Raw genomic sequence first — 25,615 nt, 5'->3', positions numbered from 1 at the left:
GCGGTCAGGCCTTGCCCTGCTCCACCAGCGTCAGGGCGACCTTATCGCGCAGGTAGACCGGCAGGGCGTGCTCCGGTGCGTGAGCGTGGCCCGCGAAGAACTCGCGAGCAGCCAGCTCAGCAACGTGGCGCGCCTGCGGGTAGCGCGCGCCCTCGGCGGAACGCAGCGCCCCGGTGAGGCGCGGACGCAGAACGTCTTCGTAGGTCGTCCAGCCAGTACCCACCACGTGCCACGCAGTGGACGGCGAAAGGCTCAGTGCGCCCGGGGTGCATACACGTTCCTCGTCGAGCACGACGAGTCCGCCGTTATCGTCACGACGGTAACTGGCGGCATAGATCTCGCCCATACGGGCATCGATGACAGCCAGGATGTCAGCATCGTCTTCCGGTGCTTCCAGCGCCAAGGCTGCCAGCGACGACACTGTCACTACGGGCACGTCCAACGCCAGCGCCATGCCCTGCGCCAGCGAAATGCCCAGGCGCACGCCGGTGAAGGCGCCGGGGCCGCGGCCCACGGCGATCACGTCGAGCGCGTGGCGCCCCAGCCCGGCCTCCGCCAGCAGCGCGTCGGCCATCGGCAACACCAGTTCGGCATGTCGGCGTGGAGCGATCTCGCTGCGCGCGATCACTTCGTCGCCGCGGATCAACGCGACGGAGCAGGCTTCGGTAGAGGTTTCGATCGCGAGCAATTTCATGGCTGCTCCATGATAGCCGGCCCGGCCGCCGCCGGCATGCTGGCATACCAGTCGATGCGGCGGGTCAGATACATCAGCAGGGCCACGGTGAGCACCAGCACGATGGCGCCGATAAGCAAGGCGTACTGCTCGGCGGCCAGCACCACGTAGAGCATGGCGTAGACCAGTGCCAGCGCCACGCCCAGCCACATGCCGGCTCGGCGCGCGCCCAGCACGGCCCCGGCATAGCCGCCAATGATGAGTACAACCGAGGCCGCCGCCACGGCGTAAGCAGGTCCGAAGCCGATCTGTTCGGACAGCGCCAGCAACAGCACGTAGAACGAGGCGAGCGCCGCGCCCACCAGCAGGTATTGCACGGGGTGCACGCGCAGGCGCTTGAGCACTTCGAACAGGAAGAACGCGACGAACGTCATGGTGATGAACAACACGCCGTACTTCCCTGCGCGCACGTTGCGTTGATACACATCGACGGGTTGGAACAGCGCCACGCCAAACGCCGCATCGTGCACGGCCGTGTCGACGCGCACGTCACTCGCATGCCACGTCTGGCCAAATTTGCGGTTGAGATCGAGCATATGCCAGCGTGCGGAGAAACCATCGGCATTGACGGCTCGTTCGACCGGCAGCGCGGCGCCGATAAAGCTAGGGTCCGGCCACGGCGCATGCAGCTTCACATCCGTAGTGCGCGCCAACGGAAGCCATTGCAGCGACTGCGTGCCAGCAAGACGCAGCTTCACCGAAAACTCCACCGGCTGGTCGCCCACGGCCGTCAGATCGATCGGCACGATCACCATGGACGAGGAACCGCCAAACGTTGCGGCGGATGATTGGAAGCGCTGCGTCTTGCCGTTAATGCGCAACTCGCTCACTTCCTGCAAGCCACGCAGATCACCTACCGCAAGGCGCAGCTCGGCCTTGCCATCCTCCCAGCGGGAGCCGTCCATCTGGCGCGCCGGCGCGATGTCTTCGGCGGTAAAGCGACCATCCAGTTGCACGGTCGAGGCAAACACTGGCGCGTCGTAAATACCGTAGCGGCGCTTGTCCACCGCCATGCCGGCATCCACGCTCAGCGCATCCGGCAGCACGTACGTCGTATCCGTCATGTCGCGCGCTTCGCCGGAAGGAAGCGTTGTCATCTGATGCGATGGCACAGCAAGCACCAAGCCGCCCAGCACCTGCTCGCCGCCCCAACCCTGCGCGATCTGGTCGATGGCGGCCTGCCGCATGCCTTGCCGCTCTTCCACTAGCGACTGCACTCGCCATAGCGGAATCAACATCAGTAGCGCCAGCAGGCCCACGCCAAGCACCTTGGCGGTCCATCCCTTCATCCAATGACCCATGACAGATTCCCTTGTATCGGAGCCTGCATGACAACCGCTGCGCGTGCGAACCCTGCGGCCACGCGCGGCCAATCCGGTAGCGAGTTGTGGCAAAACCGGGGCGCAAGTCATTACCCGGCAGGTAATCGCTTCCGTGCAGGGCGGGCCGCAAGCTGAGCCCACACCAACGAACGGAGCAAGCCACCATGACCACGCAAGCCCACACCCTCGCCGAACGCTACATCGCCAGCTGGAACGAAACCGATGCCCTGCGCCGCCGCAGCCTGATCGAAGACACCTATGCCGAACACGCGCGCTACACCGACCCGATGGTGGACGCCAAAGGCTGGGAAGCGATCGACGCCACCGTCGCTGCTGTGCAGAACATGTTCCCGGGCCACCGCTTCGCCTTGGCGGGAACGGTCGATGCCCACCACGACACTGCGCGCTTCCAATGGCATCTCGCCTCGCCCGGCGCGGTCGAGCCCCTGGTGATCGGCTTCGACGTGGCCTCGCTGGAAGACGGCCGCATCCGTCAGGTGTTCGGCTTCCTCGACAAGGTTCCCCAGACCATCTAACCCATTTGCGCGGGCGGTCAATGCCGCCCGCGCCCTCCGGAGATATCGACATGCCTACTTTCACCACCAACGATGGCGTCACCCTGGCCTACGAGGATTGGGGTCATGGCAAACCCGTGCTGTTCGTCCATTCGTGGGCGCTGGATTCACAGATGTGGGCGCCACACATGCTGCACTTCAATGCACTGGGCATGCGCACCATTGCCATGGATCGCCGCGGCCACGGGCGCTCCGACCGCCCCGGCAATGGTTACGACTATGACCGTCTCACCGACGATCTGGCTGCACTGATCGAACGTCTCGATTTGCGCGAGCTGACCCTGGTCGCTCACTCCATGGGAACGGCCGAATGCATCCGCCTGCTGTCGCGGCATGGCAGTGAGCGAATCGCGCGCGTCATCCTGCTCTCGCCAACGGCGCCGTGCTATCTCGACGCTGACGGTAAGCAGCTACCTCTCTCCTTCTTCGAGCCGGCGCTTGCCGCCATCCGCGAGGACTACGCCCAATGGCTCGCCGACGGCGCGGACGACTTCTATCTGCCTGCCGAAACCGGCACCTCGGAAGGCATGATCCGACGCACCGTGGACATGATGTTGAACACATCGCTGCACGCCGCCACCGGATGTTTCCGCCTACGCGTAAGCACCGACATGCGTGATGAACTGCCTGGCATCGACGTGCCCATGCTGGTCATCCACGGGCTACGTGACGCTAGCGAGCCTGTCACCGGCGGCCGAGCGATTGCCAGCCGGGTCAAGGGATGCACGATGCTTGAATACGCCGACGCGCCGCACGGCATGTTCCATACCCACAAGCGCCGCCTGCTCGAAGACATGCAGGCGTTCATTAGCCCCCATGCCAGTGCATGACTTTTGCCGCACGGCGAGACCGCCGCATCATGAAATCATCGATGCGGCTGGTCGACGATGAACCAAGCTAATCCATAAGGACAAACGCATGCATGCCGTGGCAGCCAAGCAACGTCCCGTAGGCGATCTGCTGCGCGAATGGCGACGCCATCGTCGCTTGAGCCAGCTTGATCTCGCCAGCGGCGCGGAAGTCTCCACGCGGCATCTGAGCTTTATGGAATCAGGCCGCTCGCAACCGAGTCGCGACATGATCATGCGCCTGTGCGAATACCTGGACATTCCACTGCGCGAGCGCAACCAGCTGCTGGTAGCCGCCGGCTTTGCGCCGGCCTATCTCGAACGCGGCATCGCCGATCCTGAGTTCGCCACGGTGTTGGGCTCGATCCGTCTGCTACTCAAGGGACTGGAACCCTATCCCGCCCTGGCCATCGACCGGCACTGGAACCTGATCGAAAGCAATCAGGCCACGCAACGTCTGCTCATGGGACTCGTGCCGCAATGGCTGAAGCCGCCCATCAACGTGCTGCGCGTGAGCCTGCATCCCGACGGATTGGCGCCCTTCATCCGCAATCTGCCGATCTGGCGCGCACATCTGTTGGATCGACTGCGCCATCAGATCGATGCCACGAACGATCCCGGACTGGTTTCCCTGTTGCACGAACTGCAGGGTTATCCCGGCGGCGATACGGCACCCCACGACATCATCCGCGGTGATATCGCCGTTCCCATGGAACTGGCCATGGGCGACACGGTGCTATCGATGTTGAGCACGACCACGGTGTTCGGCACGCCGATGGATGTCACGCTTGCCGAACTTGCGCTGGAAGCCTTTGTGCCAGCCAACGAAAACACGGCACAGGTGTTGCGCGAGCTTGCTGCGCGACCGGACGCGTAATCGTCAGGACGGTGGCTGCCAAAGTTCGATGCGAGTGCCTTCCGGATCCATGGCCCAACCGAAGCGACCGTACTCGCTGTCTTCCACCCGATCGTCCACCGTCACGCCAGCGTCCCGCAGCCGGGCGAGCAGGCCGTCCAGGTCATCCACGCGAAAGTTGATCATGTACGGCTGGGTGCTGGGCGCGAAATACTTGGTGTCGGCGGCGAACGGCGACCACATGGTGTAGCCGGGCTGCCGCGGCTCATCGTCGAAGCGGGCGCCGCCCCACGCTTCGACCGGCAACCCCAGATGCTGCGCATACCATTCTGCGAGTGCGCTGGGATCGCGTGCCTTGAAGAAGATGCCTCCGAAACCGATGACCTTGGCCATGTTCGTCACTCCTCCGGTATGGACGTTCTATGGTCGTCCCGGCAAGTGACAAAAACCAGTGCCTGTATCACCTACGCGGTGGCGGATACTTCGTCGTCGAAGAATGCCTGCACCTCAGCCAGCTCCTTCGTTCGCGGCATGGCAGGCAGGCTTTTGAGGAACAGGCGTCCATAGCCCTTGGTGGTGAGGCGCGGATCGCACAGCACCAGCACGCCACGATCATGCACATCACGGATCAGGCGCCCGGCGCCTTGTTTCAGCGCAATGACAGCGCTGGGCACCTGCCAGCCCATAAACGGGTTGATGCCCGACTGTTCCAGCGCTTCCAGACGGGCCTGCAGCACGGGATCGTCAGGCGACGCGAACGGCAGTTTGTCGATCACCACCACGCTGAGCGCTTCGCCCGCCACATCTACCCCTTCCCAAAAGCTGGCCGCGCCGAGCAACACGCCGTGGCCGCTGTGGCGGAACTCGTCCAATAGCCGATGACGCGGCGCACTGCCCTGCACGAACAGCGGCCAGGGCACGCGTTCCTGCAGCAACTCGGCGGCACGGCGCAGGGCGCGATGCGACGTAAACAGCAAGAAGGCGCGGCCATGCGAGGCATGCAACACCGGCAGCACGGATTCGATGACACGATCGGTGTAGTCGCGTGCGGACGGGTCGGGCAATCCGGCAGGCAGATAGCACAACGCCTGCTTTTCGTAGTCGAAGGGACTCTCGACCTGCAGCGTCTGCGGTTCGTCCAATCCCAACTGGCGCGCGAAGTGATCGAAGCTGGATGACACCGACAGCGTGGCCGAGGTATAGATCCACGCGGCCTGTGTCTGCGCGCGCATCGCGCGCAAGGGCGCCGCCAGATCCAGCGGCGTCGCATGCAGTGCAAAGCCACGCGGAAATAGTTCATACCAGCGCACATCGCGTTCGCTGCCGCGCTCAGCGATGCGGTCGAGCCGCTCACTGATCAACGCAGCGCGTTCATGCGCATTGGCGAAGCCGCGCGACCGTTCGGCCTGCGAAGCAAGCACGTCAGTGAGCGCGGCCAGCACTTCGCGAAGCTCATGCAACGCATCGCCGATATCACGCTTGCTTTCCAACTGATGGAACGGGCCACGTTCGGGCAAGGCATCCATCGCCAGACGCAGCTTGCGCACAGCGTCCTGCATGGCTTCAACAGGCTCCAGCACTAGGCCGATCGCACCGGTGACGCCGTTGCATTCGGCCAGGCTGTCCTGCGCCAGATCGGTGAGCTGACGTGCGCTGATGCTTTGCGAGAAGAACTGCCCGGCCAGCTCGGGAATCTGGTGCGCCTCGTCGAGAATGAACGCACTGGCGCCCGGCAGGATCTCGCCGAAACCTTCTTGCTTGAGCGCGAGATCGGCGAACAGCAGGTGATGGTTCACCACGACAAGGTCGGCTTCCTGCGCTTCGCGACGCGCCTTGATCACATGGCAATCGTCGTAGAACGGGCATTCCACACCCAGGCAGTTTTCCGGCGTGGAAGTGACGCGCGGCCACAGCGGCGATTCCTCGGGGACTTCCGCCAATTCCATCCGGTCACCGCGGCGCGTGCGCGCTGACCACGCGCGTACCGCCGCCAGCTGCGATGCCTGCGTACGGTCGAACGTGGCGCCCTCGCGCACGGTCTGGTCCAGGCGGTAAAGGCATAGGTAATTGGAGCGCCCCTTGAGCAGCGCCATCTTGAGGCGCGTATCCAGCACCGAACGCACGCGCGGCAGGTCGCGGAAGTACAACTGGTCCTGCAGCGCCTTGGTACCCGTGGAGACGATCACGCGTTCGCCCGACAGCAGCGCGGGCACGAGATAGGCAAAGGTCTTGCCGGTACCCGTACCGGCTTCCGCAATCAACGTTTCGCGCTCGGCGATGGCGTGCTGCACTGCGCGCGCCATCGCCTGTTGGGCGGCGCGCGGGGCGAAATTGGGCAGCTCGCGGGCAAACGGGCCTTCCGTGCCCAGCAGCGCGGCGACATCCTCGTGATCGATCATCCGCAAAGTATCGCCGACGCCGGGCTCGACCGCGAATGTCATAGACTCAGCGGACCTCCATCGTGGAGCCTTGCCATGTCTTCACAGGTCAGCGGCATTGGCCAGATCGCCGTCACCGTCAGTGACGTCGACGCCGCGCTTGCGTTCTACCGCGACATCCTCGAACTGCCTTTCCTGTTCCGTCCGGCCACAAACCTGGCGTTTCTCGACGCCGGCGGCGTACGCCTGATGCTGTCCACGCCACAGGGCGCCGGCAGCGTGGGCGGCAATTCCGTGCTGTACTTCAAGGTCGGGGACATCGAGCACCACTTCCGCACCCTGCTCGATCGCGGCGCCGTAGGCGAACGCGAACCGCAGGCGACAGCGGAACTGTCCGACCACACCTTATGGCTGGCCTTCCTGCGGGATCCAGATGGGAATCTGGTGGGATTGATGGAGGAGCGGCGGCGGTGATCCGGCCGCCCTCTTCTGTGCAGGAGCGCATATGTGCGCTCCTGCCAGGCCATGCAGGGCTCAGTAGCGCTGCATGCCTTCCTTATGGCACTCCGCCACGCCCTTGGTCGCGGTCGCCGCAGCGGCATCATCACCGGCACGCTGGCGCAACTCGGCGATGGTCTGCCAATTACGAGCGCACAACGGCCCAAGCTTGGGGCCAAGCTCCCACGAGCGATGCGCGAACTTCTCAGCGCCCGCGTAATCCTTCAAGCGAATCGCGAGCTCAGCGCGATCCTGCAGCAGGTCCGGCGAATCGGGGCTGATCTTCAACGCCTGATCCAGCTTGGCGGCTGCGTCGTTGTACTTGCCCACGCGCAGGTCACCTTCGGCGGCATCCTGCAAAGCCGCCACGCCCGGATCGCGCAACGGGTTCACGTCGATCACCGACCTCTCTTTGTCACCGGCCGCATGAATCGCCGCCAGCATCTGCTCGTCGGACACGGTGGGGCGCGTGGCCTGCGACGGTGCGGCGGGCTGGGTGCACGCCGCCAGCAACAGCACGGCGAACGACACAGGAACGGCGGAAAGGCGAAGGCTACGACGAAGCATGATCAATCCCGGATGGGGGCGGAAGAAGCCGGCGCGGGAGACGCGTCACCGCCACTGAAGAAATTGCCGACATGCTGCCAGAAGCAGCCTTCGGCATCCTGAGACAGTGTACCGGCCACGACCGGCACCTGACGCGCTCCCTCGCAGCCCACTTCCGAGCGCTTGCCGTCAGACGTATTGATCCAGGCCATTTCCAGGCCCTCGCCCGGGGCCGCCGACAGCGGACGCGTCGGCAGCTTCTTGAACAACTCCTGCCATGCGCGGAGGCTGCCCGTCGCACCGTACAGACCACTCGGCTTGTTGTCGTCGCGGCCCATCCAGAACACCGCGAGGTGATCGCCGGTGAAGCCCGCGAACCAGCTGTCACGCATGTCGTTGCTGGTGCCGGTCTTGCCTGCCGCGTTGAGGTAGGACAGCCCGGAACTGCCGATCGACGCCGCCGTACCCGAGCGCGCCACCTGCTGCATAGCCCACGTCACCAGACGCACTGCCGGCTGGTACTCGCCCGCACCCGTCTTTACTTCGTAGCGCTTGACGGTCTGCCCGTTCGCATCCACCACGCCGCGCACTGCCAGCAGCGGCAAAGCATGGCCATCGGCGGCAATGTACTGGTAGAGCTGCGTCGCCTGCAGCGGCGACATATCCACCGCACCGATCAACAGCGAAGGACTCGGATTCACGTCGGTCAAGCCGAACGATTCGAGGAAGGCCTTGATACGCGACACGCCCACGCTCATGCCGAGATTGATCGTCGCGAGGTTCCACGAATGCACCAGCGCATCGACCATCGGCACCGCGCCGTGTACATCGCCCTCGTCGTTCTTGGGCGTCCAGTAGCTGCCATCGGGCTGGCGCATGCTGATCGGCGAATCCTCTACCGGACTGCCAAGGTTCCAACGCTCGGGGTTGGTCAAGGCAACGAGGTACACCAGCGGCTTCACCAGCGAGCCGATCTGGCGCCGCGCATCCAGCGCACGGTTGAAGCCCTGGTCACCAGGAATCTTGCTGCCGACGATGGCGAGCACGGCGCCAGTCTGTGCTTCGGTCACCACCGCCGCGGCTTGTGCCGCTTCGCCACGCTTGCCCAAGCCGCTGGTGGTCGTGGTGATGGCCTGTTCGGCATACAACTGCGCCGCCGGGTCGAGCGTGGTGAAGATGCTCAGATTGCCCCTGGACAGGGTTTCGTCGTCGAAATCGCCAGTGATCTGCGCACGCACCAGTTCCATGAAGGCCGGGAAGCGGTTGTGCGGCAGCTGGCCGTTGGTGACGATGCCCAGCGGCGTCGCCTTGAGGGCCGTGGCCTGTTCCGGCGTGATCAGGCCGGTATCCACAAACTGATCGAGCACCAGGTTGCGTCGCGACAACGCGCGGTCTGGATAGCGGCGCGGGTCGTAGTAGCTCGGCCCCTTCACCAGGCCGATCAGCAAGGCCATTTCCTGCGGCTTGAGGTCTTCCATGCGGCGACCGAAGTAGAACTCCGAAGCCGCGGCAAAGCCGTGCACCGCCTGGCTGCCCTGCTGGCCGAGGAATACTTCGTTGACGTAGGCCTCAAGGATGCGGCTCTTGTCGTAGTGCATCTCGATGAGGATCGACATCAGCGCTTCGTTGAACTTGCGCGAGTAATGCTGCTCGCGATCAAGGAACAGGTTGCGCACTAGCTGCTGGGTGAGCGTGGAGCCGCCCTGCACCGTATGGCCAGCGCGCAGGTTGGCGAACGTAGCGCGGATGATGGCCGAGATGTCGATGCCGAAGTGATGCTTGAAGTCGCGGTCTTCCACCGCCTGCAGACCCGACAGCAACAGCGGCGGCACGTCGGCCAGGCGCACGATGCGGCGTTCTTCCTGCTGCGAGCCGTACACCGTGGCGATGCGCGCGGGATCGATGTGAGCCAGCTCGATCGGCTTGCCGGTGACCGCGTCTTTCACGCTGGCCACCTGCCCCTTGCCCAGCGCAACGCGAATCCGCTTGGGCAGTTCACCGCCGTCCGGTCCGGCATAGCCACGCGAGGAGATGGTGTAGGTGCTGCCCTGCTTGGACCAAGTGCCGGCGACGTCGGCGCGGCCATCGTTGCCATAGCCGGCAAAGGTCAGCTCCAGCTCCAGCGTGCCCGGCGTCATCGGCGTACCAACCGCCAGCGGCAGCGGTCGCGCGTAGATGCGCGTAGGCACGGCAAACACCAGATCGTTGAAACGATCCTGCACACGCTTGTTGAGCACCAGCGAGTACGGCAGCACGAAGCCGAACAGCACTCCCATGCAGACCCAGAACGGAATGCGGATCCAGGGCCAGACGGCACTGAAGATCGAGCGAAGGCGGGTCATGAAGTCCAAGTAAGGAGAATCCTGAACGGGAAGACCCCGGGATCATAGGGCTTGCTTCCCGGCGGGCATCTGAACGCATGCCGGGGTTTATGGCGCGGATCGGGCGCAGGGGAGGCGCCCGTCGGAATATCAGGCCTACAGTGGCGGCTGGGGCATCCAGCAGCTGGCGTCGGGCCTGAATGGACGCGGTGAGACGCCTAGCAACCGTTGCAGCTCGCTGTTATCGGCGATCAGGTCGGCTTCCAGGCGGGTCAGCGGCCCTCGCAGGCGTGGGACGACGCCCCGACCCAGTCGCAACAACGCGGCCGGAATCGGCACCGGCAGCGTTGGTGTGGACAAGCTGCGGCGCACGCGCGCAAACATCTCGCCGGCAGTGAGCCGTTCGCCACCGCCCAGCGGCAGGACGCGGCCTGCCGACTCGGGATGATCCAGCGCGGCCACCACGGCGGCAGCAATATCGTCCGCATGCACCGGCTGGCGCAGGCCACGCCCCGCCGGTAGCGGGAACACGTGCAGGCGGCTGGCACGGTGCGCGATAGGCGTCAGGCTTTTATCGATGCCGGCGCCATAAATGATGGTGGGCCGAAAGATGGTCCACGGCATGCCCTGCCGATCACAGGCTGCGGCGATAGCGGCTTCGCCATCGCGCAATGTCTGCGATAACACGCGCTCAGCCGGCACATCCGAGGCCTGCTTGGACTCAGCGCTCATCGAACTGGTGGCGATGACGCGCGTCGAAGCAGGCAACCCTGCCGACGCCAGCCATTCCGCGAAGGATTTGAGCGGGCCGAAACTGATCACTGCGGTGGGTTGCCCTACCGCAGGTACCTGCCCGGGGAGTTCCCCCTGCAGCCAATGGATGCCGGCTTGGCCCGGACGGGCTTTGCGACTGAGCGCCATCACCGACTCGCCGCGCGCGCGCAGCCTGGGCAGCAGGAAATGGCCAATCTGGCTGCTGGCCCCAAAAACCAACACGGTCATGCTTGCACCCTTAACCGCCCGACTGCAGTCGCGCCATCAACGACGCGAGACGCGGATTGCCGGGCGCCAGCTTGCGTGCGCTGTCCAGCGATTGCGCCGCACTGGCGCGATCGCCGTTCTGCAGTTGCTGCTCTGCCTGATCCATCCATGCGCCCGCCAAGCGATCGCGCAGCACACCCTGGTTTGTGTTGCCCGGTGACAGATCCGCGAGATCGGCGAGGCGATTGCCGGCCGCCGAAAGATTGCCGCTGGCGAGCGACTGGTTGAATTGGTTGATGGCCAGCCCGGGCAATGACTCCAACCCCTGGCGTGCCACCGGGTTGTTGCCGTCCATCGCCAGCGCCTGCCGGTACAAGTCGTAAGCACTGTCGCCCGGCGGCAGCATCAGGTTGCCTTGGCGAGCGGCGGTATCCGCACGCTGGATGGTGCGCGCCAGTTCGGCGCTTTGTTGCGACGTGAGCGGCGGATGCTGCAGGTCGTCGCCGTTGCCCTCCGCCGGAACATCACTGGCGATGTCGTTGGCCACCTGAGTGGCATTGGACTTACGGCCCTCGCCCAGTCGCGCACGCGCGGCAGCCAGATCCGCCGAGTGCGGGGCGATCGCAATCGCCTGATCGAGCAGTTCGCGGGCATGCGCGTTGTCGCCATGGTCCAGCGCCGCATTGGCCTGCACGATCAAGGCCTGCGCCACCTGCCCCATGCCGGCCTTCGCATCGGCATTGTCCGGATCAATCGCCAGTGCTGCCTTGAAACGCGCCTGTGCCGTGTCATCGCCCTGGCCGGTGACACGACCTTCGCGCAACGCATCCTGCCCCTGCTTGATCGCATCGGCGAGCGCACCGTTGTCCTGCTGGCTCACCTGCACCAGCGCTGCACGCAAGGCAGGGAGTTCCGCATAGTTCGGCAGCAGCACGGCCAGACGATCGACCAGCGACGAGGCTGTGGTGCGATCACCCGCATCGAGTGCTTTGTGTACTTGTGCGGCGAGGGCATCGCCCACCTTGTCCAGGCCATGCTTGGCCACGGCGTTGTTGGGATCGGCCGCCAACACGCGACGATAAAGATCGCCGGCACCACCGTCGCCATCAAGCTTACCGGCATCGAAGGCCTGGTCGGCCTGCTCGATCAAGTGATCGGTCGGCACGGCACCATTGCGCGCCGCGGCCACCGCCTGGGTCAGGCGATCCACATCACTACCGCCACCCAGCAGTTCGCGTGCGGCAGTGAGCGCTTGGTCGGCTTCGTCGAGCTTGTGCGCCTGCAAAGCCGCGTCGGCGCGGGCAATCTCTGCCTGCCCCACGTTACGCAAACCGTCACGAGCGCGGTCGTTGTCCGGCTGAAGGGCGCGCGCAGCCTCGAACAGCTCGCGTGCGCTGCTACCGTCGGTGCCGTCAAGGTGCCCTTGCTGCAAGGCGGTTTCGGCGCGTCCCAGGATGCCGTCCAGTTCGGTGTTCGGCACCAGGCCGCGCAGCTTGTCCTGACCAACCCACAGCGACGTGCCTACGCCAATAACTACAAGCAATGCGACCGGCACCAGCCAGCCGCGACGCTTGGACCGGCGTTGCGGCGGCGGCGGAGCGGGCCGCACCATGTCCGGATCGAGCGAGAATTTGGGCAGACCCACGTCCTCCCTGGACTGGGGCTTCTCGCCATCCAGGTTATCGAGATTGCCAAGGGTGGGCTCGGTGCGTCCGGCCGACCCGCGGTCGTTGTGGTCTTTGCGTCCGTTCATGGGTTCACGAGAGTGAGATCTACCATCGGCAGCTTAACATCGCGCCGGCCCGCCACCCGGGCCATAACGCTCGACGTTCAGGCACCGCCGACGCGTCGCGCATCGACCACGTTGGGTAGCGCCACCAGCCGGCTCAGCAAGCCCGAGAGTTGTTCGAAATCGCGCACACGCAGGCTAAAGCGCATTTCCACCTCGCCTGTCTGCGCGAATACCCGGCTGGACGAGGCAATGATGTGCGTGCCCATGTTGCTGATCAGACTGGTCACGTCCTTCTGCAAGCCCTTGCGGTCGTAGCCACGCAGCTCGATGTCCACCTCGTAGGCCTGCGCAGCCGCCTTGCCCCACTCCACTTCGATCACGCGGTCCGGGTCGCGCCGGGCGAGACGCGCCAGACTGGGGCAATCGGCGCGATGCACCGACACACCTCGACCGCGCGTGACGAAACCGCGCACGGGGTCACCCGGCAAGGGCTGGCAGCAACGCGCCAGCGTAGTGAGCAGGTTGCCAATGCCTTCGATGCTGAGCGCACTTTGATCGCGCACCGCCTGCCGCGCCTGCGCTGCGCTTGCGGGTAGTGAAGAGGGTAACGGTGCCGGCGCTGTGGCTTCCTGCAGTGCTCGGGCGATCTGGCCCGGCGCGACTTCACCGAGAGCCAACGCGACGAGCAACTCGTCGTGCGTCTTCAGGTGGAAATGCGCGGGTAGCTTGCCGATATCGGCCGCCGCCAGCGCCAGCCGTTTGATCTCCTTTTCGAAGATCGCGCGACCCGCGGCGACGTTGGCGTCGTGGGCGATGCGGCGGAACCACGTGCGTACTTTTTCCTTCGCACGCGAGGTATGCAGGTAGCCATGATGCGCGGACAGCCAATCCCGGCTGGGTTCGGCCGCCTTCGCGGTAAGCACCTCTATGCGATCGCCGCTCGCCGGCTGGAAGGTCAACGGCACAATGCGCCCGTTGACCTTGGCGCCTCGGCAACGGTGACCCACTTCGGTGTGCACGTGGTAAGCGAAATCCAGCACGGTGGAGCCGCGCGGCAAATCCACCACCTCGCCTTTCGGCGTGAGTACGTAGACGCGATCCTCGAGCAGCTCGGTCTGCAGTTCGGCGGCGAGATCGCCCTCGCTGTCCGGACGCGGCTCCAACAAGCGGCGCATCCAGGCGATCTTCGCCTCGAACTCGCTGTCGCCCGCACCGCCTTCCTTGTAGCGCCAGTGAGCGGCCACGCCCAGTTCGTTGATGCGGTGCATCTCGTGCGTGCGAATCTGCACTTCCAGCGTCTTGCCGCGCGGACCGATCACCGCCGTGTGCAGCGAGCGATAGTCGTTGCCCTTGGGGCGCGCGATGTAGTCGTCGAACTCGCCCGGCAGATGCGGCCACAGCGTGTGCACCACACCAAGCGCGCCATAGCAGTCGCCGATGGAGTCGACCAACACACGCACGGCGCGGATGTCGTAGAGATCGGAGAACTCCAGCGCCTTGCGCTGCATCTTCTTCCAGATCGAATAGATGTGCTTCGGACGCCCGGCCAGATCCGCACGGATACCCGCCGCCTCCAGCGCGCTGTGCAACGTGGACAGCGACTCGCGGATGAACTCTTCGCGATCCACGCGGCGCTCATCGAGCAGACGCGCGATGCGCTTGTAGGTTTCCGGCTGCAGGTAGCGGAAGCCGAGGTCTTCCAGCTCCCACTTGAGTTGCCAGATGCCCAGGCGGTTGGCCAGCGGCGCGTGAATGTCCCGCGTAAGCCGTGCAAGCGCCTGTCGCTCGGCATCCGGCAGGGTGCTGGCTGCACGCATGCGCGCCAACTGCCGGGCCAGCAGGATGAATACCACACGCAGGTCGCGGATGATCGCCAGCAACAGGCGGCGCAAACCCTCCGCACCGTGGTCGGCGCCATGCTGGGCGTGCAGCGCCCATACGCGCTCCGCCGCAACCTGGCCGCCGACGAGCCGCTGCAGTTCCGGTGGTAATTGCGGCTCGCGCAGTGCCCAGAGCGCGGGATCGATACGCGACACCTCGAACCACAAGGCGGCCGTCTGGGTCTGGCTGTCGCAGCCAAGCATGGCCAGCAGTTCCAACACGTCGACGCACTCGGCCTGGCTCATCGGCAACAGCGCGCACGTATCCAGCGCCTCGCCCAACAAGGGCGGCACGCTGCCGGCGCGTTCGCGCCACTCGGCGAGACCCGAGCTTGCGTTGAGGGCGGCTTGAACCATAGGTCTATTCTAGGGCCTGCCCGCAGCCTACGCCTGCCCCGCGTATGAACCCATGGTTCATGCCGTGTATGCTGCGCCCGCGATGTTCTATTCCCTAGGTACTCGAGAGGATTGCCCCATGCGTCTGGCCCGCCTGCTGCCGTTGCTGATGAGTGTCGCCCTAGCCGTTCCCGCGGTGTCTTTTGCCGCCGACCAGTACGTGCCGCTGCAGCAGCGCATGACACCGGATGAGTTCAAGGCAGCCGGCCTGGACAAGCTTTCGCCGGACGAGCTCAAGAATCTTGACGCCTGGCTAAGCGGCCACGGCAAGACCGTCACCAAGGTGGTCGACGAAAGCGGCAAGCCGGTGTTCTATCCCACTAGCGAAAAGGCGGGTCCGATCAGTGCCCATATCCAGGGACACTTCATCGGCTTTGGTGGCAATAGCCAGTTCACCCTCGACAACGGTCAGGTGTGGCAACAGGCCGATGGCACCAAGATTGCCTGCTCGACCGCCGACAACCCGAAGGTGACCATCCGTCGCTCGCTGATGGGTAACTGGATGATGGCTGTGGACGACTGCAGCGACAACGCTACCGTTCGCCGCGTGAAGTAACTCGTAAGCCTCTTTCTGCAGGATCGCAACCGTGCGCTCCTGCAGAAAGCACGCGCGTGTCAGGCAAGGTTTTCCAGCGCGCGAGTCAGGCGCTTGGCCGACACCGGCTCCGGCGTCTTCAATTCCTGCGCGAATAACGACACGCGCCATTCCTCGATCAGCCAGCGCAATTCATCCAGGTCGCCGGTTCCTGCCGCGCGATGCTTGAGGTAATCCCGCCAGAACGGCAGCACCTGCAACATGCGCTGCTGGTCTTTGGCAGGGTCCTGCTGCAAGCGTTCGGCGCGCAGACGCATGGCCTTCAGGTAACGCGGATAGTGCGCGAGCCGCGACGTCGGCAGCTCGCGAAGGAAGCCTGACGTAAGCAGCGCATCCAGTTGTTCGCGCAGATCGTCGTAACTGGCGCGTGCAAACCCCATCAGCGGCGGCTGCAGCCACGGCTTGAGCTCGGCCTGAGCCTCGATGATGGGCTCGGCGAGTTTCAGCCGCTCTACCGCCGCACCGAACAGTTCGCGCGCAGCCTGCGTATGCAATGCCTCAAAGGCCCCTGCGGTACGCACGTCCAGCGCATGGCGCTCAAGCAGATCCTGGAAGCCGCCTTCCACGAGATCCTCGCGAAGACCATCCACGCCGCCCAGGGGGGGCATATTTGAGCGCCAACGGATTGCCAACCGGCAAACGTCGACGCGCCTGCTTCATGTCGCTGGCGAGCGCGTTGCGCAACAAACGGACCACGCCAAGCACGTGCGCCTCGCGCGCCTCGTCGCTGCGCTCGAATACGCGCAGCGCCACCCCATCACCCAGATCGACCAGCGCAGGAAACGCCAGCAAGCCACCCGCAGAGCGTACTTGTGCCGGGATCGCCTCGAAATCCCAGCTGGCGATGTCTTCGCGAGTCAGCTCGATGTCCGTCTTGCGCGAGAACGCTTCGCGCGCCTGCCCTTCCCACTGCGCGCGTATCGCGGCCAAGTCGCGGCCCGTGGCCAACGTCTTTCCGTTCTCGTCGTGCAGTCGATAGCGCATGCGGAAGTGCGCGGGCAGCTCCACCGCATCGAATTCCGCGGCAGCGATATCCACGCCCGTAGCTCGCTTAAGGAAAACGGCAAGCGCCCGAGTCAGCGACTCGTCCCGGGGCGCCTCGGCTTCCACGAAGGCACGCGCGAAATCCGGCGCGGGCACGAAGTTGCGTCGCAGCGCCTTGGGCAGACCACGAATCAGTTCGGCCACCTTTTCCGCCAGCAATCCCGGCACCAGCCATTCGCAGCGTGCCGCGGGCAACGCGTTCAACATGGCGAGTGGCAGGTGCAAGGTGACGCCATCCGCATCGTCGCCGGGGACGAATCGGTATTCGAGGCGATACTTCTGCGGTGCAACTTCCAGCGACGCAGGGAAAGCTTTCGGATCCAGTCCCGCGCCGCCGCTCATGACGTCATCCAGCGACCAACGCAGCGCCGCCTGTTCAGCCGGACGCGCCTTGCGATACCACGCATCGAGTGCGCGACTGTCGGCGATGTCCTGCGGCAGCTTGCCTTCGAAGAAACGGACCAGCTCGTCCTCGCTGCGCAGCAGACCTTCGCGGCGCTGCTTGGCTTCGATACCGCGTGCATCTTCCAGCACGCGCTGATTGGCGCGTATAAAGTCGGCGCGCGCATCGATGTCGCCGCGCGTGAGGGCTTCACGCAGGAAGATTTCATGCGCGAGTGCGGGATCCTGCTTCTGGAACGTCACCGGGCGACGCTCGACCAGGGTGAGGCCAAACAGGCTGACCTGTTCGTACGCAACGACATGCCCACGCTTGCGCGACCAATGGGGATCCCGACAGGAAGAACGCAGCAAGTGCGCGGCCTGCTGTTCGATCCACAGCGGCTCCATGCGAGCGCACATCATGCCCCACACACGGCCACCGATATCGAGGATCTGCGCGGCAAAGATCCAGTTGGGTGGCACTTTGGACAGCGCCGAGCCAGGGAATACCTGGAAGCGGCGTTCGCGCGTACTGCGATAGACGCCCTTCTCGTCCTTGTGACCCACCTGGGTAGGCAAGCCGGCGAGGAGGCTGCGGTGGATGGCTTCGTAGTGTTTCGCCGCCTCGTCGCCGTCACTCCCTCTCCGCTCCGGGGAGAGGGCTGGGCTGAGCCCCGAAGAGGGGGTAAAGGTCGGGTGCTCGCGGGAACCCTGCCTGTCTCGCTTCTTTTCGCTCGCGACAGCCGGCCCTTTGGCAGACTGTCGCGAGGTTGCCCCCTCACCCCGACCCTCTCCCCGGAGGGGAGAGGGAGGCAGTGCTACGTCGAGCTTCCACCCCAGCTCCTGCACCACCAGCAACAACTGCCGATGCAGCTCGCGCCATTCACGCATACGCATGAAGCTGAGGAAGTGGCGCGAACACCAGTCGCGCAGTTTCGACTGGGTCAGATCCTCGTGCGCCTTGCCGTACTCGCGCCAAAGGTTGAGCACGCCGACGAAATCGGATTTTGGATCGGCAAACGCGGCATGCGCGGCGTCGGCTTGCTGGCGGGCGTCCGCCGGGCGCTCGCGCGGATCCTGGATGCTGAGGAACGACACAATGGCGAGCAGCTCACGCAGGCTATGGCGCTCCTGTGCCTCCACCAACATGCGTGCGAGCTGCACGTCGATCGGCAATTTGGCGACGGTGCGGCCGATGGCAGTGAGCTTTCTCGCATCGTCGATGGCGGAGATTTCCGCCAGGCGCCGATAGCCGTCGGCGACCACGCGCGGATCGGGCGCATCGAGGAAGGGGAATTCGTCCACCTCGCCCAACTGCAACGACAGCATGCGCAGGATGACGTTGGCCAGCGACGAGCGCAGCAACTCGGGATCGGTGTAGGCAGCGCGGCTTTCGTAATCCGCCTCGTCGTACAGGCGATAGCAGATACCTGGGCCGACGCGACCACAGCGCCCCTTGCGCTGGTCAGCCGCCGCTTTCGATACGGGCTCGATGTGCAGGCGTTCGAGCTGGCTGCGCTGGCTGTAGCGCTTGACACGGGCCTGTCCGGAATCGACGACGTAGCGGATGCGCGGCACCGTCAGCGAGGTTTCCGCCACATTGGTGGCAAGTACGATGCGCCGCTTGGGACCAGGCTTGAACACGCGATCCTGGTCGCCCGCCGAAAGCCGCGCATACAGCGGCAGCACTTCGGTCTCGCGATACAGGCGTCGTGACAGCAGCAGATGCGCGTCGCGGATCTCGCGCTCACCGGGCAAGAAGATCAACACGTCGCCACGCGGATCGTCGTGCGTGATCTCGTCCAGCACTGCCGCCACATGATCCGCCCCCCCCCTGTTGCAGGTCGCCCGCCCTCTGCCCACGTCGCGCCGCAACGTCGTCGACAGAGCGCCAACGCACTTCCACAGGATACGTACGCCCCTCCACCGAAACGATGGGAGCGCCGCTGAAATGCTCAGCAAAGCGCGCGGTGTCGATGGTGGCGGAGGTGACGATGATCTTGAGCGACGGACGCTTCGCTACCAACCGCTTCAGGTAGCCCAGCAGGAAGTCGATGTTGAGGCTACGCTCATGCGCCTCGTCGATGATGATGGTGTCGTACGCGCTCAGCCACGGGTCGCCCTGGGTTTCGGCGAGCAGGATGCCGTCGGTCATGAACTTGATCAGGGTGCGATCGGAGACCTGGTCGTTGAAGCGCACCTGGAAACCCACCTGCTCACCCAACGGCGTCGCCAGCTCCTCGGCGACGCGGCGTGCCACGGAGCGGGCCGCCAACCGGCGCGGTTGGGTACAGCCGATCATGCCCGCTTCGCCACGTCCGGCGGCCAGACATAACTTGGGCAACTGAGTGGTCTTGCCCGAGCCGGTCTCGCCGGCGATCACCACTACTTGGTGTTTGCGGATCAGCTCGACGATCTCGTCGGCGCGCGCGGTGATGGGCAACGACTCGTCGAGGCGGATCGCCGGCTTGGCGTCGGCGCGTGCCCTGCGCCTGGCCGTGGAGGCCTCGATGTCCGTGGTCAGCGCTGCCAGCTTCTTCTCATCGAAGCGGCGCGTGAGCTCACGCCACCGGCCGAGCAAACGGCCGAAGTCGCGGCTGGAAACGTCGTCGAGCGCTTGGCGCAGCGAACGCAGACGCGCGTCGGTGGAGGCGGCGTGGGATGCAGTCGGGGTCATCGAACCGCACATGATAACCGGTGAAGGCTTCGCAAGCGCTGTTTCCTCATTCCCGACCGGGCCCGCGGAGCGGCAGGTAGACGCGCCAAGGTCGGTGCCGCGCCCCCGACATCCCCAGTTCTTGAGTAGCCCGACATGCCGGTGCCGATAGCCCTGAGCTATCGCCGACATCGGAAGGATTCATTTCACCGCATGGCGCCCGCTCACTAGTCTGGCTGCAAGTTCCATCCCCACCCTCTCAAGGAATACGTCATGAGCATTTCCATCGGCATCGCCAAAAAGGACCGGGAACAGATCGGCGAACACCTGTCCAAGCTGCTGGCGGATACCTATTCGCTTTACCTGAAGACCCACAGCTTCCACTGGAATATCACCGGGCCGCACTTCAACAGCCTGCATTCGATGTTCGAGACCCAGTACAACGAGTTGTGGCTGGCCGCCGACGAGGTAGCCGAGCGCATCCGTACATTGGACGTATTCGCCCCCGGCTCCTACAGCCAGTTCGGCAAGCTCACCTCGATCAAAGAAGAAGTAGGCGTTCCCGACTGGAAGGACATGGTCAGTCAGTTGGTCGAAGGCCATGAATTGGCTGCCCATACGGCCCGCCAGACCATCAAGGTAGCCGATGGCGTCGGCGACGAAGGCACCGCCGACATGGTGACCGGCCGCCTGAAGGAGCATGAGAAGACCGCCTGGATGCTGCGCTCGCTGCTTAAATAAGCATCAGCCTCGACCTGCAGAGCCGCGGGACCGGTGATTTGCCGGGCGAGATGTAGAGCAGTCGCTGCTCGCCCGGCGTCATCACGACATTTGAACAACCCGCCTGTTTCCCCGTGCGAACTGCCTAGGGCCTGACCTCGGGCTGACCATGCGACACCGTCTTTATTGAGCGAAAAGCGCTCCATGGTTAAGCTCAGCGGGCTTTTCGGCCTCGTGTGAGGCAGCCACGGGGATCGTTTTGAGCGCCACAAAGAGTCTGTCTTCATATTCCAAGTACCTCGCGTTGCGCTTGAGCGGTCGCCAGGGCGCAGTGCGTGGCGCTGCGCCTGCCTGGCTGGCAGGTCAAGCCGCGCGCGGCGCCCTGACGACCGCTCAAGCGCAACCCTTCGGGCCGGGTCTGTTTGCCCACAGGCCGGCGTCATCACTCGGTCGTGTACCGACGTACACTCCCTCGCTCTTCCTTGCCCTGCGCGCAAACAGCTCCCGGCGCGAGGCACTTGGAATATGAAGACAGACTCAAACCACGACAGCCGGCACCCGTTGCTCGCAGCTCTCTTGCTCGCCCTGATCGTGGCGGCCATGAACATCGGCCTCTGGTGGTGGAGCAATCTGCCCAACGGCCCGGAAGACTGGAAAGGCCCGATTGGCGGCTTCGCGCTGTCGGCATTCCAGCGCTACCAGAACCCGCTGAAGAACGATTTCCCCTCCGACGATGAAATCGACGGCGACCTGAAACTGCTCAAGCGCTATACCTCGCGCATCCGCACTTACTCCACCCTGGAGAATCCTCAGGTCTATCGCCTGGCCGAGAAAGAAGGCTTGCAGGTGATGGCCGGTGCGTGGATCGACCGTCGCTTGGACAACAACGAGAAGGAAGTCGAGACGCTGATCGCCCAGGCGCGGCGTTATCCCAACTCGATCAACCGCGTGGTCGTGGGCAACGAGGTGTTGTACCGCAACGACGTCCCGCCCGAACAGCTGATGGCCTACGCTGATCGCGTGCGCGCGGCCATCCATCAGCCCGTGACCATCGCCGAGCCGATCGGCACCTGGCAAAAATATCCCGAACTCGCCGAGCACGTGGACTTCATCACCGTGCATCTGTTCCCTTACTGGAACGGTATCCCAGTCACGGGCCAGGGCAAGGGCCTGGACGCCTTCCCGGCGGTGGCCGATGTGCTGGGTAGCTACGAAGCGCTCAAGCAGATGTATCCCGGCAAGCCCATCGTCATCGGCGAAGTCGGCTGGCCGTCCAACGGCGACCGCTTCAAGTACGCGGACCCGTCCGTCTCCAACGAAGCGATCTTCCTGCGCACGTGGTTCAACGTGGCCAAGCGCGAGAACATCGACTACTACGTGATGGAGGCGTTCGACCAGCCCTGGAAGGAAGCGTTGTCGGGTCGCACCGAAGCGTACTGGGGCATGTTCAACGCCGATCGCCAGCAGAAATTCCCGTTCACTGGCCCGGTGACCGAGGACGTCATGTGGCCGTGGAAGGCGCTGGCCGCGAGCCTGCTCGCGCTGCTGCCGATGATCTGGTTCGCCAGCCGCTACAGCCGCTTCAAGCTGATGGGCCGCCTCTTCTTCTGCGCGCTGATCCAGCTGGCGTGTGGCCTGATCGTGTGGTCGGCCACATTGCCGTTCAATTTCTACCTGAGCTGGATCGACTGGACGATGCTGGTGCTGCTGTTCCCGGCCCAGATCGCCATTCTCGCCATCCTGCTGATCAACGGCTTCGAGTTCACCGAAGTGCTGTGGCGCCGCGGCTGGGTGCGGCATGCCGGCCTGCTGCCGCCTGATCCGGTGGAAAAGCAGCCGTTCGTATCGATCCATCTGGCTTGCTACAACGAGCCGCCGGAAATGGTGTTCGTCACCCTCGACTCGCTGGCCGAGCTCAAGTACGAGAATTTCGAAGTCCTGGTGATCGACAACAACACCAAGGACCCGGCGATCTGGAAGCCGGTGCAGGAGTACTGCGAGAAGCTGGGCTCGAAGTTCCGCTTCTTCCACCTCGAACCGTGGCCGGGCTTCAAGGCGGGCGCACTCAACTTCGGCCTGAAGGAAACCGACACGCGCGCCGACGTGGTGGCGGTGATCGACGCCGACTACGTGGTGCGCGAAGACTGGCTGGCCTCGCTGACCGGTTACTTCCACGACCCGAAGGTGGCCGTGGTGCAGTGCCCGCAGGCGCATCGCGACTTCGAGCACAACCGCTTCCGCCGCATGACCGCGTGGGAATACGACGGCTTCTTCCGCATCGGTATGCACCATCGCAACGAGCGCAACGCCATCATCCAGCACGGCACCATGACCATGGTGCGTCGCTCGGCGCTGGAAGGCACCGGCGGCTGGTCGGAATGGACCATCTGCGAAGACGCCGAGCTCGGCCTACGCCTGATGCACGCCGGCTACGAGCTCGTCTACGTCGACGAGCTGATGGGCAAGGGCCTCACCCCCGCGGACTTCAAGGCGTACAAGAGCCAGCGTTACCGCTGGGCCTTCGGCGCCATGCAGATCCTCAAGGGCCGCTGGGACTGGATGACCAAGAGGGGCCCGCTCTCCGGCGGCCAGCGCTTCCACTTCCTCACCGGTTGGTTCAGCTGGTTCGCGGACGCGCTGCACTTGATCTTCACCATGATGGCGATCTTCTGGACCGCCGGCATGGTGGCTTTCCCGACCGTGTTCGCCCTGCCGATGCAGTTGTTCCTGATTCCCGTGATCGGCTTCTTCTTCGCCAAGGCCATCTTCGGCATCGTGCTGTATCGCGCCCGCGTCCCATGCAGTTGGTACGACACGCTGATGGCATCGCTGGCCAGCATGAGCCTGTCGCATGCCATTGCACGTGGCATCTTGCATGGCCTGACGCGCGAGAAGACCTCGTTCGTGGTCACGGCCAAGAGCCGGCGCCTGGGCGGCAGCAATTTTGCAGCGTTCGCGCCGGTGCGTGAGGAACTCCTCATGGCCATCGCGCTGGTCTGCTGCATCATCGGCATGGGCGAGCGCTTCGGCACGCACTACGTGGAAGGCACGCTGTGGATGTTCATCCTCGGCGCCCAGTCCATTCCGTACGTGTCGGCCGTCATTGGTGCATGGATCGCTCACAAGGCCGGCGACAAGGCCGGCTGAGGCATGCGTCGACCTGTTCGACGCATGTCGTTTGATGCCCGAAAAGCCCCGCGAACGCGGGGCGAGATACTGCGCAACGCTGCATAGTCAGAGATGGCGATAGTCGTGCGAGAAGGATCAGATCATCCTCAAGTCGACACGACGTTCATGAGTCCGCCCCGGTCGATGGGCTAAGCTTGGGCTGCACGTGTCATCGGTACGTGCAGCCGACTTTCCAGGATGGAACCTAAGGACCGCATGCGCCGACTCCGACGCCTGATACTGCTGCCCTTGCTGCTGGCCCCGTGGCTGGCGCACGCAGGTGTGCAGGTGGTGGTGGACGGCGTGGACGACCCACTCAAACTCGCGGTGAGCTCCGGCGTCGATATCTCGCAGTACGCCAATCGCGACGTGACCGAGGCGCAGGTGCGCCGCCTGTACGAGCAATCGCTCGACCAGGCCAAGACGGCACTGCAGCCCTATGGCTATTACGAGGCCAAGGTGCAGGGCCAGCTCGACCCGGTAGGTGAGAACTGGCGCGTTACGTTGCATGTCTCACCCGGAACGCCGGTGACGGTGACGACGGTGAACATCAAGCTCGACCCTGCCGCAGCGAAGATCCCGGCCATCCGCCGTGCTCAGCGCGCCATCGAGAACCTCAAGGGCCAGACGCTTAACGATGGCGAGTACGACTCCTCGCGCGATGCGCTCAGCGGAGCGCTCACTGCCAATGGCTTCCTTGACGCCAAGCTCGTTACTCATCGTGTGGAAGTGAATCGCGGCGAGCGCAGCGCCGTGATTCAGCTCGCGTGGGATGCCGGCTCGCGCTACAAGTTCGGCGACGTGCATTTCGACGGCTCGCAGTTCAAGGATGGCTTCCTGCAGCGCTACGTGCCTTTCAAGTCCGGCGACTACTTCGCGCAGGACAAGCTGTTGCAGCTTCAGCAGGCGTTGAACGGAGCGGATTACTTCTCCGTAGTGAACGTACTGCCCGACATCGATGACAAGAAGAACGGCGTAGTCGACGTAAAAGTGGAGCTGTCACCGGCCAAGCGCACCATCTACAGCGGCGGCCCGTTCATCGGCACCGACACGGGCGTCGGCGCGCGCGCCAGCATGGAACGGCGCTGGGTGAACCGCAGCGGCCACAAGTGGAAGAACGAGATCATCCTCGCGCAGAAGCTCAAGACCGTGTCGACGTTGTACACGGTGCCCATGCCCGGCCCGAATCAGCGCAGCTTCAATTACGGTGCCACGTATCGCGACTCCAACACGGATACCTCCAAGTCCAAGACACTGGAGCTCGTGGCCAACGAAACGCGTGAATGGTACGGCTGGGTACGCACTATCGGCGTGCATGCTTTGGACGGCACATTCACGGTGGGCCAAAAGGCCGGCGAATCGGACAGCACGCCGGGGCTCGAACACGGTCGGAGCAACCTGTTCTATCCGGAGGCGACGCTGTCGCGTAAATCCGGCGACAACCCCATCTTCGTGCGCAACGGCTGGGCGCTGACCTTCACCGCCCGCAGTACCGTCGGTTCGCTGCTGTCCGATGCCAGCTTCAGCCAGGTCATCGCCGATGGCAAATGGATCAACTCGTTCTGGGGCAACAACCGCCTCATCCTGCGCGCATCGGCCGGTGCTACCTGGACCAACAACTTCGATGACCTACCGCCGCAATTGCGCTTCTTCGCCGGCGGTGACCGCTCGGTGCGCGGCTACGGCTATCAGAGCATCGGCCCCGAGAACTCCTATGGGCGCGTGATTGGCGGCAAGAATCTGCTGGTGGGCAGCACCGAGGTCGAACACTACTTCACCCGCCAATGGGGCATGGCGGCCTTCGTGGACGCGGGCAATGCGTTCAACGGTACCGACTATCGTCCGAAGATCGGCGCGGGCCTGGGCGTTCGCTGGCTCTCGCCCGTGGGTATGATCCGGGTGGATCTGGGCACGCCGGTGCACAACGCGGATGACCACGGCGTGGAACTGCACGTCGTGATCGGCCCGGATCTGTGAGCAACGCC

General features: G+C 64.4%; 17 protein-coding genes and 1 pseudogene. 8 read left to right on the top strand and 10 right to left on the bottom strand.

Going from position 1 to position 25,615, the window contains the following annotated elements; translation table 11 throughout:
• Positions 1-4: 4 nt before the first annotated feature.
• Together tsaB and creD are read right to left on the bottom strand one after the other, a co-directional pair.
• The gene (gene tsaB / locus DYST_RS19965) at positions 5-694 is read right to left on the bottom strand and encodes a tRNA (adenosine(37)-N6)-threonylcarbamoyltransferase complex dimerization subunit type 1 TsaB (protein WP_239947818.1); all 690 of its coding nucleotides are present in this window, start codon (positions 692-694) and stop codon (positions 5-7) included.
• The gene (gene creD, locus DYST_RS19960) at positions 691-2,034 is read right to left on the bottom strand and encodes a cell envelope integrity protein CreD (protein ID WP_239947816.1); all 1,344 of its coding nucleotides are present in this window, start codon (positions 2,032-2,034) and stop codon (positions 691-693) included. The genes tsaB and creD overlap by 4 nt, the downstream gene beginning before the upstream one ends.
• A 185-nt stretch (positions 2,035-2,219) precedes the next feature.
• On the opposite strand from creD, the gene DYST_RS19955 reads away from it, so the two are divergent.
• The 3 genes from DYST_RS19955 (at position 2,220) to DYST_RS19945 (ending at position 4,355) form a co-directional block, all read left to right on the top strand.
• Positions 2,220-2,591: a nuclear transport factor 2 family protein gene (locus DYST_RS19955; RefSeq protein ID WP_239947815.1), complete on the top strand. Its 372-nt coding sequence runs from the start codon at positions 2,220-2,222 to the stop codon at positions 2,589-2,591.
• A gap of 50 nt (positions 2,592-2,641) precedes the next feature.
• Positions 2,642-3,460, top strand: a complete 819-nt coding sequence (locus DYST_RS19950; RefSeq protein ID WP_239947813.1) for an alpha/beta fold hydrolase — start codon at positions 2,642-2,644, stop codon at positions 3,458-3,460.
• 88 nt (positions 3,461-3,548) lie between these two features.
• Positions 3,549-4,355, top strand: a complete 807-nt coding sequence (locus DYST_RS19945; RefSeq protein WP_239947811.1) for a helix-turn-helix domain-containing protein — start codon at positions 3,549-3,551, stop codon at positions 4,353-4,355.
• A 3-nt stretch (positions 4,356-4,358) separates the two neighbouring features.
• Here the strand turns inward: DYST_RS19945 and DYST_RS19940 are convergent, their stop codons facing one another.
• Together DYST_RS19940 and DYST_RS19935 are read right to left on the bottom strand one after the other, a co-directional pair.
• Complete coding sequence (locus DYST_RS19940; protein WP_102300788.1) at positions 4,359-4,727, bottom strand: VOC family protein; 369 nt, start codon at positions 4,725-4,727, stop codon at positions 4,359-4,361.
• A gap of 71 nt (positions 4,728-4,798) precedes the next feature.
• A complete protein-coding gene (locus DYST_RS19935; protein WP_239952163.1) occupies positions 4,799-6,733 on the bottom strand; it encodes an ATP-dependent DNA helicase in 1,935 nt (644 codons plus the stop codon).
• 75 nt (positions 6,734-6,808) lie between these two features.
• Here DYST_RS19935 and DYST_RS19930 point away from each other — a divergent pair, with 75 nt between their 5' ends.
• Entirely contained in the window at positions 6,809-7,186 is a 378-nt protein-coding gene (locus tag DYST_RS19930; protein WP_239947810.1) for a VOC family protein, read from the top strand.
• A 60-nt stretch (positions 7,187-7,246) separates the two neighbouring features.
• Here DYST_RS19930 and DYST_RS19925 read toward each other — a convergent pair whose 3' ends face one another.
• The 5 genes from DYST_RS19925 to DYST_RS19905 form a co-directional block, all read right to left on the bottom strand.
• A complete protein-coding gene (locus DYST_RS19925) occupies positions 7,247-7,777 on the bottom strand; it encodes a tetratricopeptide repeat protein (protein WP_428993930.1) in 531 nt (176 codons plus the stop codon).
• 2 nt (positions 7,778-7,779) lie between these two features.
• Positions 7,780-10,107: a penicillin-binding protein 1B gene (mrcB, locus tag DYST_RS19920; protein WP_428993929.1), complete on the bottom strand. Its 2,328-nt coding sequence runs from the start codon at positions 10,105-10,107 to the stop codon at positions 7,780-7,782.
• A gap of 126 nt (positions 10,108-10,233) precedes the next feature.
• Positions 10,234-11,079 (bottom strand): SDR family oxidoreductase, encoded by an 846-nt coding sequence (locus DYST_RS19915; protein WP_239947804.1) that lies wholly within the window; start codon positions 11,077-11,079, stop codon positions 10,234-10,236.
• 10 nt (positions 11,080-11,089) lie between these two features.
• Positions 11,090-12,811 (bottom strand): hypothetical protein, encoded by a 1,722-nt coding sequence (locus DYST_RS19910; RefSeq protein WP_239947803.1) that lies wholly within the window; start codon positions 12,809-12,811, stop codon positions 11,090-11,092.
• A 77-nt stretch (positions 12,812-12,888) separates the two neighbouring features.
• Positions 12,889-15,027 carry a bifunctional (p)ppGpp synthetase/guanosine-3',5'-bis(diphosphate) 3'-pyrophosphohydrolase gene (locus DYST_RS19905; protein ID WP_239947802.1) on the bottom strand — a complete coding sequence of 713 codons (2,139 nt, stop codon included), beginning with the start codon at positions 15,025-15,027 and terminating at the stop codon, positions 12,889-12,891.
• Positions 15,028-15,145: 118 nt separating this feature from the next.
• On the opposite strand from DYST_RS19905, the gene DYST_RS19900 reads away from it, so the two are divergent.
• Positions 15,146-15,622, top strand: a complete 477-nt coding sequence (locus DYST_RS19900) for a hypothetical protein (RefSeq protein WP_239947800.1) — start codon at positions 15,146-15,148, stop codon at positions 15,620-15,622.
• A 59-nt stretch (positions 15,623-15,681) separates the two neighbouring features.
• Here DYST_RS19900 and hrpA read toward each other — a convergent pair.
• Positions 15,682-19,775: pseudogene (hrpA, locus tag DYST_RS19895) on the bottom strand (ATP-dependent RNA helicase HrpA).
• Between the two features lie 240 nt (positions 19,776-20,015).
• On the opposite strand from hrpA, the gene DYST_RS19890 reads away from it, so the two are divergent.
• The 3 genes from DYST_RS19890 (at position 20,016) to DYST_RS19880 (ending at position 25,607) form a co-directional block, all read left to right on the top strand.
• On the top strand, positions 20,016-20,483 hold the full coding sequence (locus tag DYST_RS19890; protein WP_239947798.1) for a Dps family protein: 468 nt from the start codon (positions 20,016-20,018) through the stop codon (positions 20,481-20,483).
• A gap of 504 nt (positions 20,484-20,987) precedes the next feature.
• A complete protein-coding gene (locus tag DYST_RS19885) occupies positions 20,988-23,609 on the top strand; it encodes a glycosyltransferase family 2 protein (protein WP_239947796.1) in 2,622 nt (873 codons plus the stop codon).
• 237 nt (positions 23,610-23,846) lie between these two features.
• On the top strand, positions 23,847-25,607 hold the full coding sequence (locus tag DYST_RS19880) for an autotransporter assembly complex protein TamA (RefSeq protein WP_239947792.1): 1,761 nt from the start codon (positions 23,847-23,849) through the stop codon (positions 25,605-25,607).
• The last annotated feature ends 8 nt before the right edge of the window (positions 25,608-25,615 follow it).

Origin of the sequence: Dyella terrae (assembly GCF_022394535.1) — a bacterium.
In the GTDB taxonomy this organism is placed as follows: Bacteria; Pseudomonadota; Gammaproteobacteria; order Xanthomonadales; family Rhodanobacteraceae; genus Dyella.
The sequence above is the reverse complement of the archived record's forward strand: the minus strand, read 5'-3'. Positions and strand labels throughout refer to the sequence as shown.

Bases quoted from the DNA above. Each gene is read 5' to 3' on its own strand.
- DYST_RS19940 (WP_102300788.1), bottom strand. From the start codon at position 4,727: ATGGCCAAGGTCATCGGTTTCGGAGGCATCTTCTTCAAGGCACGCGAT.
- DYST_RS19880 (WP_239947792.1), top strand. From the start codon at position 23,847: ATGCGCCGACTCCGACGCCTGATACTGCTGCCCTTGCTGCTGGCCCCG.
- DYST_RS19885 (WP_239947796.1), top strand. From the start codon at position 20,988: ATGAAGACAGACTCAAACCACGACAGCCGGCACCCGTTGCTCGCAGCT.
- DYST_RS19950 (WP_239947813.1), top strand. From the start codon at position 2,642: ATGCCTACTTTCACCACCAACGATGGCGTCACCCTGGCCTACGAGGAT.
- DYST_RS19925 (WP_428993930.1), bottom strand. From the start codon at position 7,777: ATGCTTCGTCGTAGCCTTCGCCTTTCCGCCGTTCCTGTGTCGTTCGCC.
- creD (WP_239947816.1), bottom strand. From the start codon at position 2,034: ATGGGTCATTGGATGAAGGGATGGACCGCCAAGGTGCTTGGCGTGGGC.
- DYST_RS19890 (WP_239947798.1), top strand. From the start codon at position 20,016: ATGAGCATTTCCATCGGCATCGCCAAAAAGGACCGGGAACAGATCGGC.
- DYST_RS19910 (WP_239947803.1), bottom strand. From the start codon at position 12,811: ATGAACGGACGCAAAGACCACAACGACCGCGGGTCGGCCGGACGCACC.
- DYST_RS19900 (WP_239947800.1), top strand. From the start codon at position 15,146: ATGCGTCTGGCCCGCCTGCTGCCGTTGCTGATGAGTGTCGCCCTAGCC.
- DYST_RS19915 (WP_239947804.1), bottom strand. From the start codon at position 11,079: ATGACCGTGTTGGTTTTTGGGGCCAGCAGCCAGATTGGCCATTTCCTG.
- tsaB (WP_239947818.1), bottom strand. From the start codon at position 694: ATGAAATTGCTCGCGATCGAAACCTCTACCGAAGCCTGCTCCGTCGCG.
- DYST_RS19945 (WP_239947811.1), top strand. From the start codon at position 3,549: ATGCATGCCGTGGCAGCCAAGCAACGTCCCGTAGGCGATCTGCTGCGC.
- DYST_RS19955 (WP_239947815.1), top strand. From the start codon at position 2,220: ATGACCACGCAAGCCCACACCCTCGCCGAACGCTACATCGCCAGCTGG.
- DYST_RS19905 (WP_239947802.1), bottom strand. From the start codon at position 15,027: ATGGTTCAAGCCGCCCTCAACGCAAGCTCGGGTCTCGCCGAGTGGCGC.
- DYST_RS19930 (WP_239947810.1), top strand. From the start codon at position 6,809: ATGTCTTCACAGGTCAGCGGCATTGGCCAGATCGCCGTCACCGTCAGT.
- DYST_RS19935 (WP_239952163.1), bottom strand. From the start codon at position 6,733: ATGATCGATCACGAGGATGTCGCCGCGCTGCTGGGCACGGAAGGCCCG.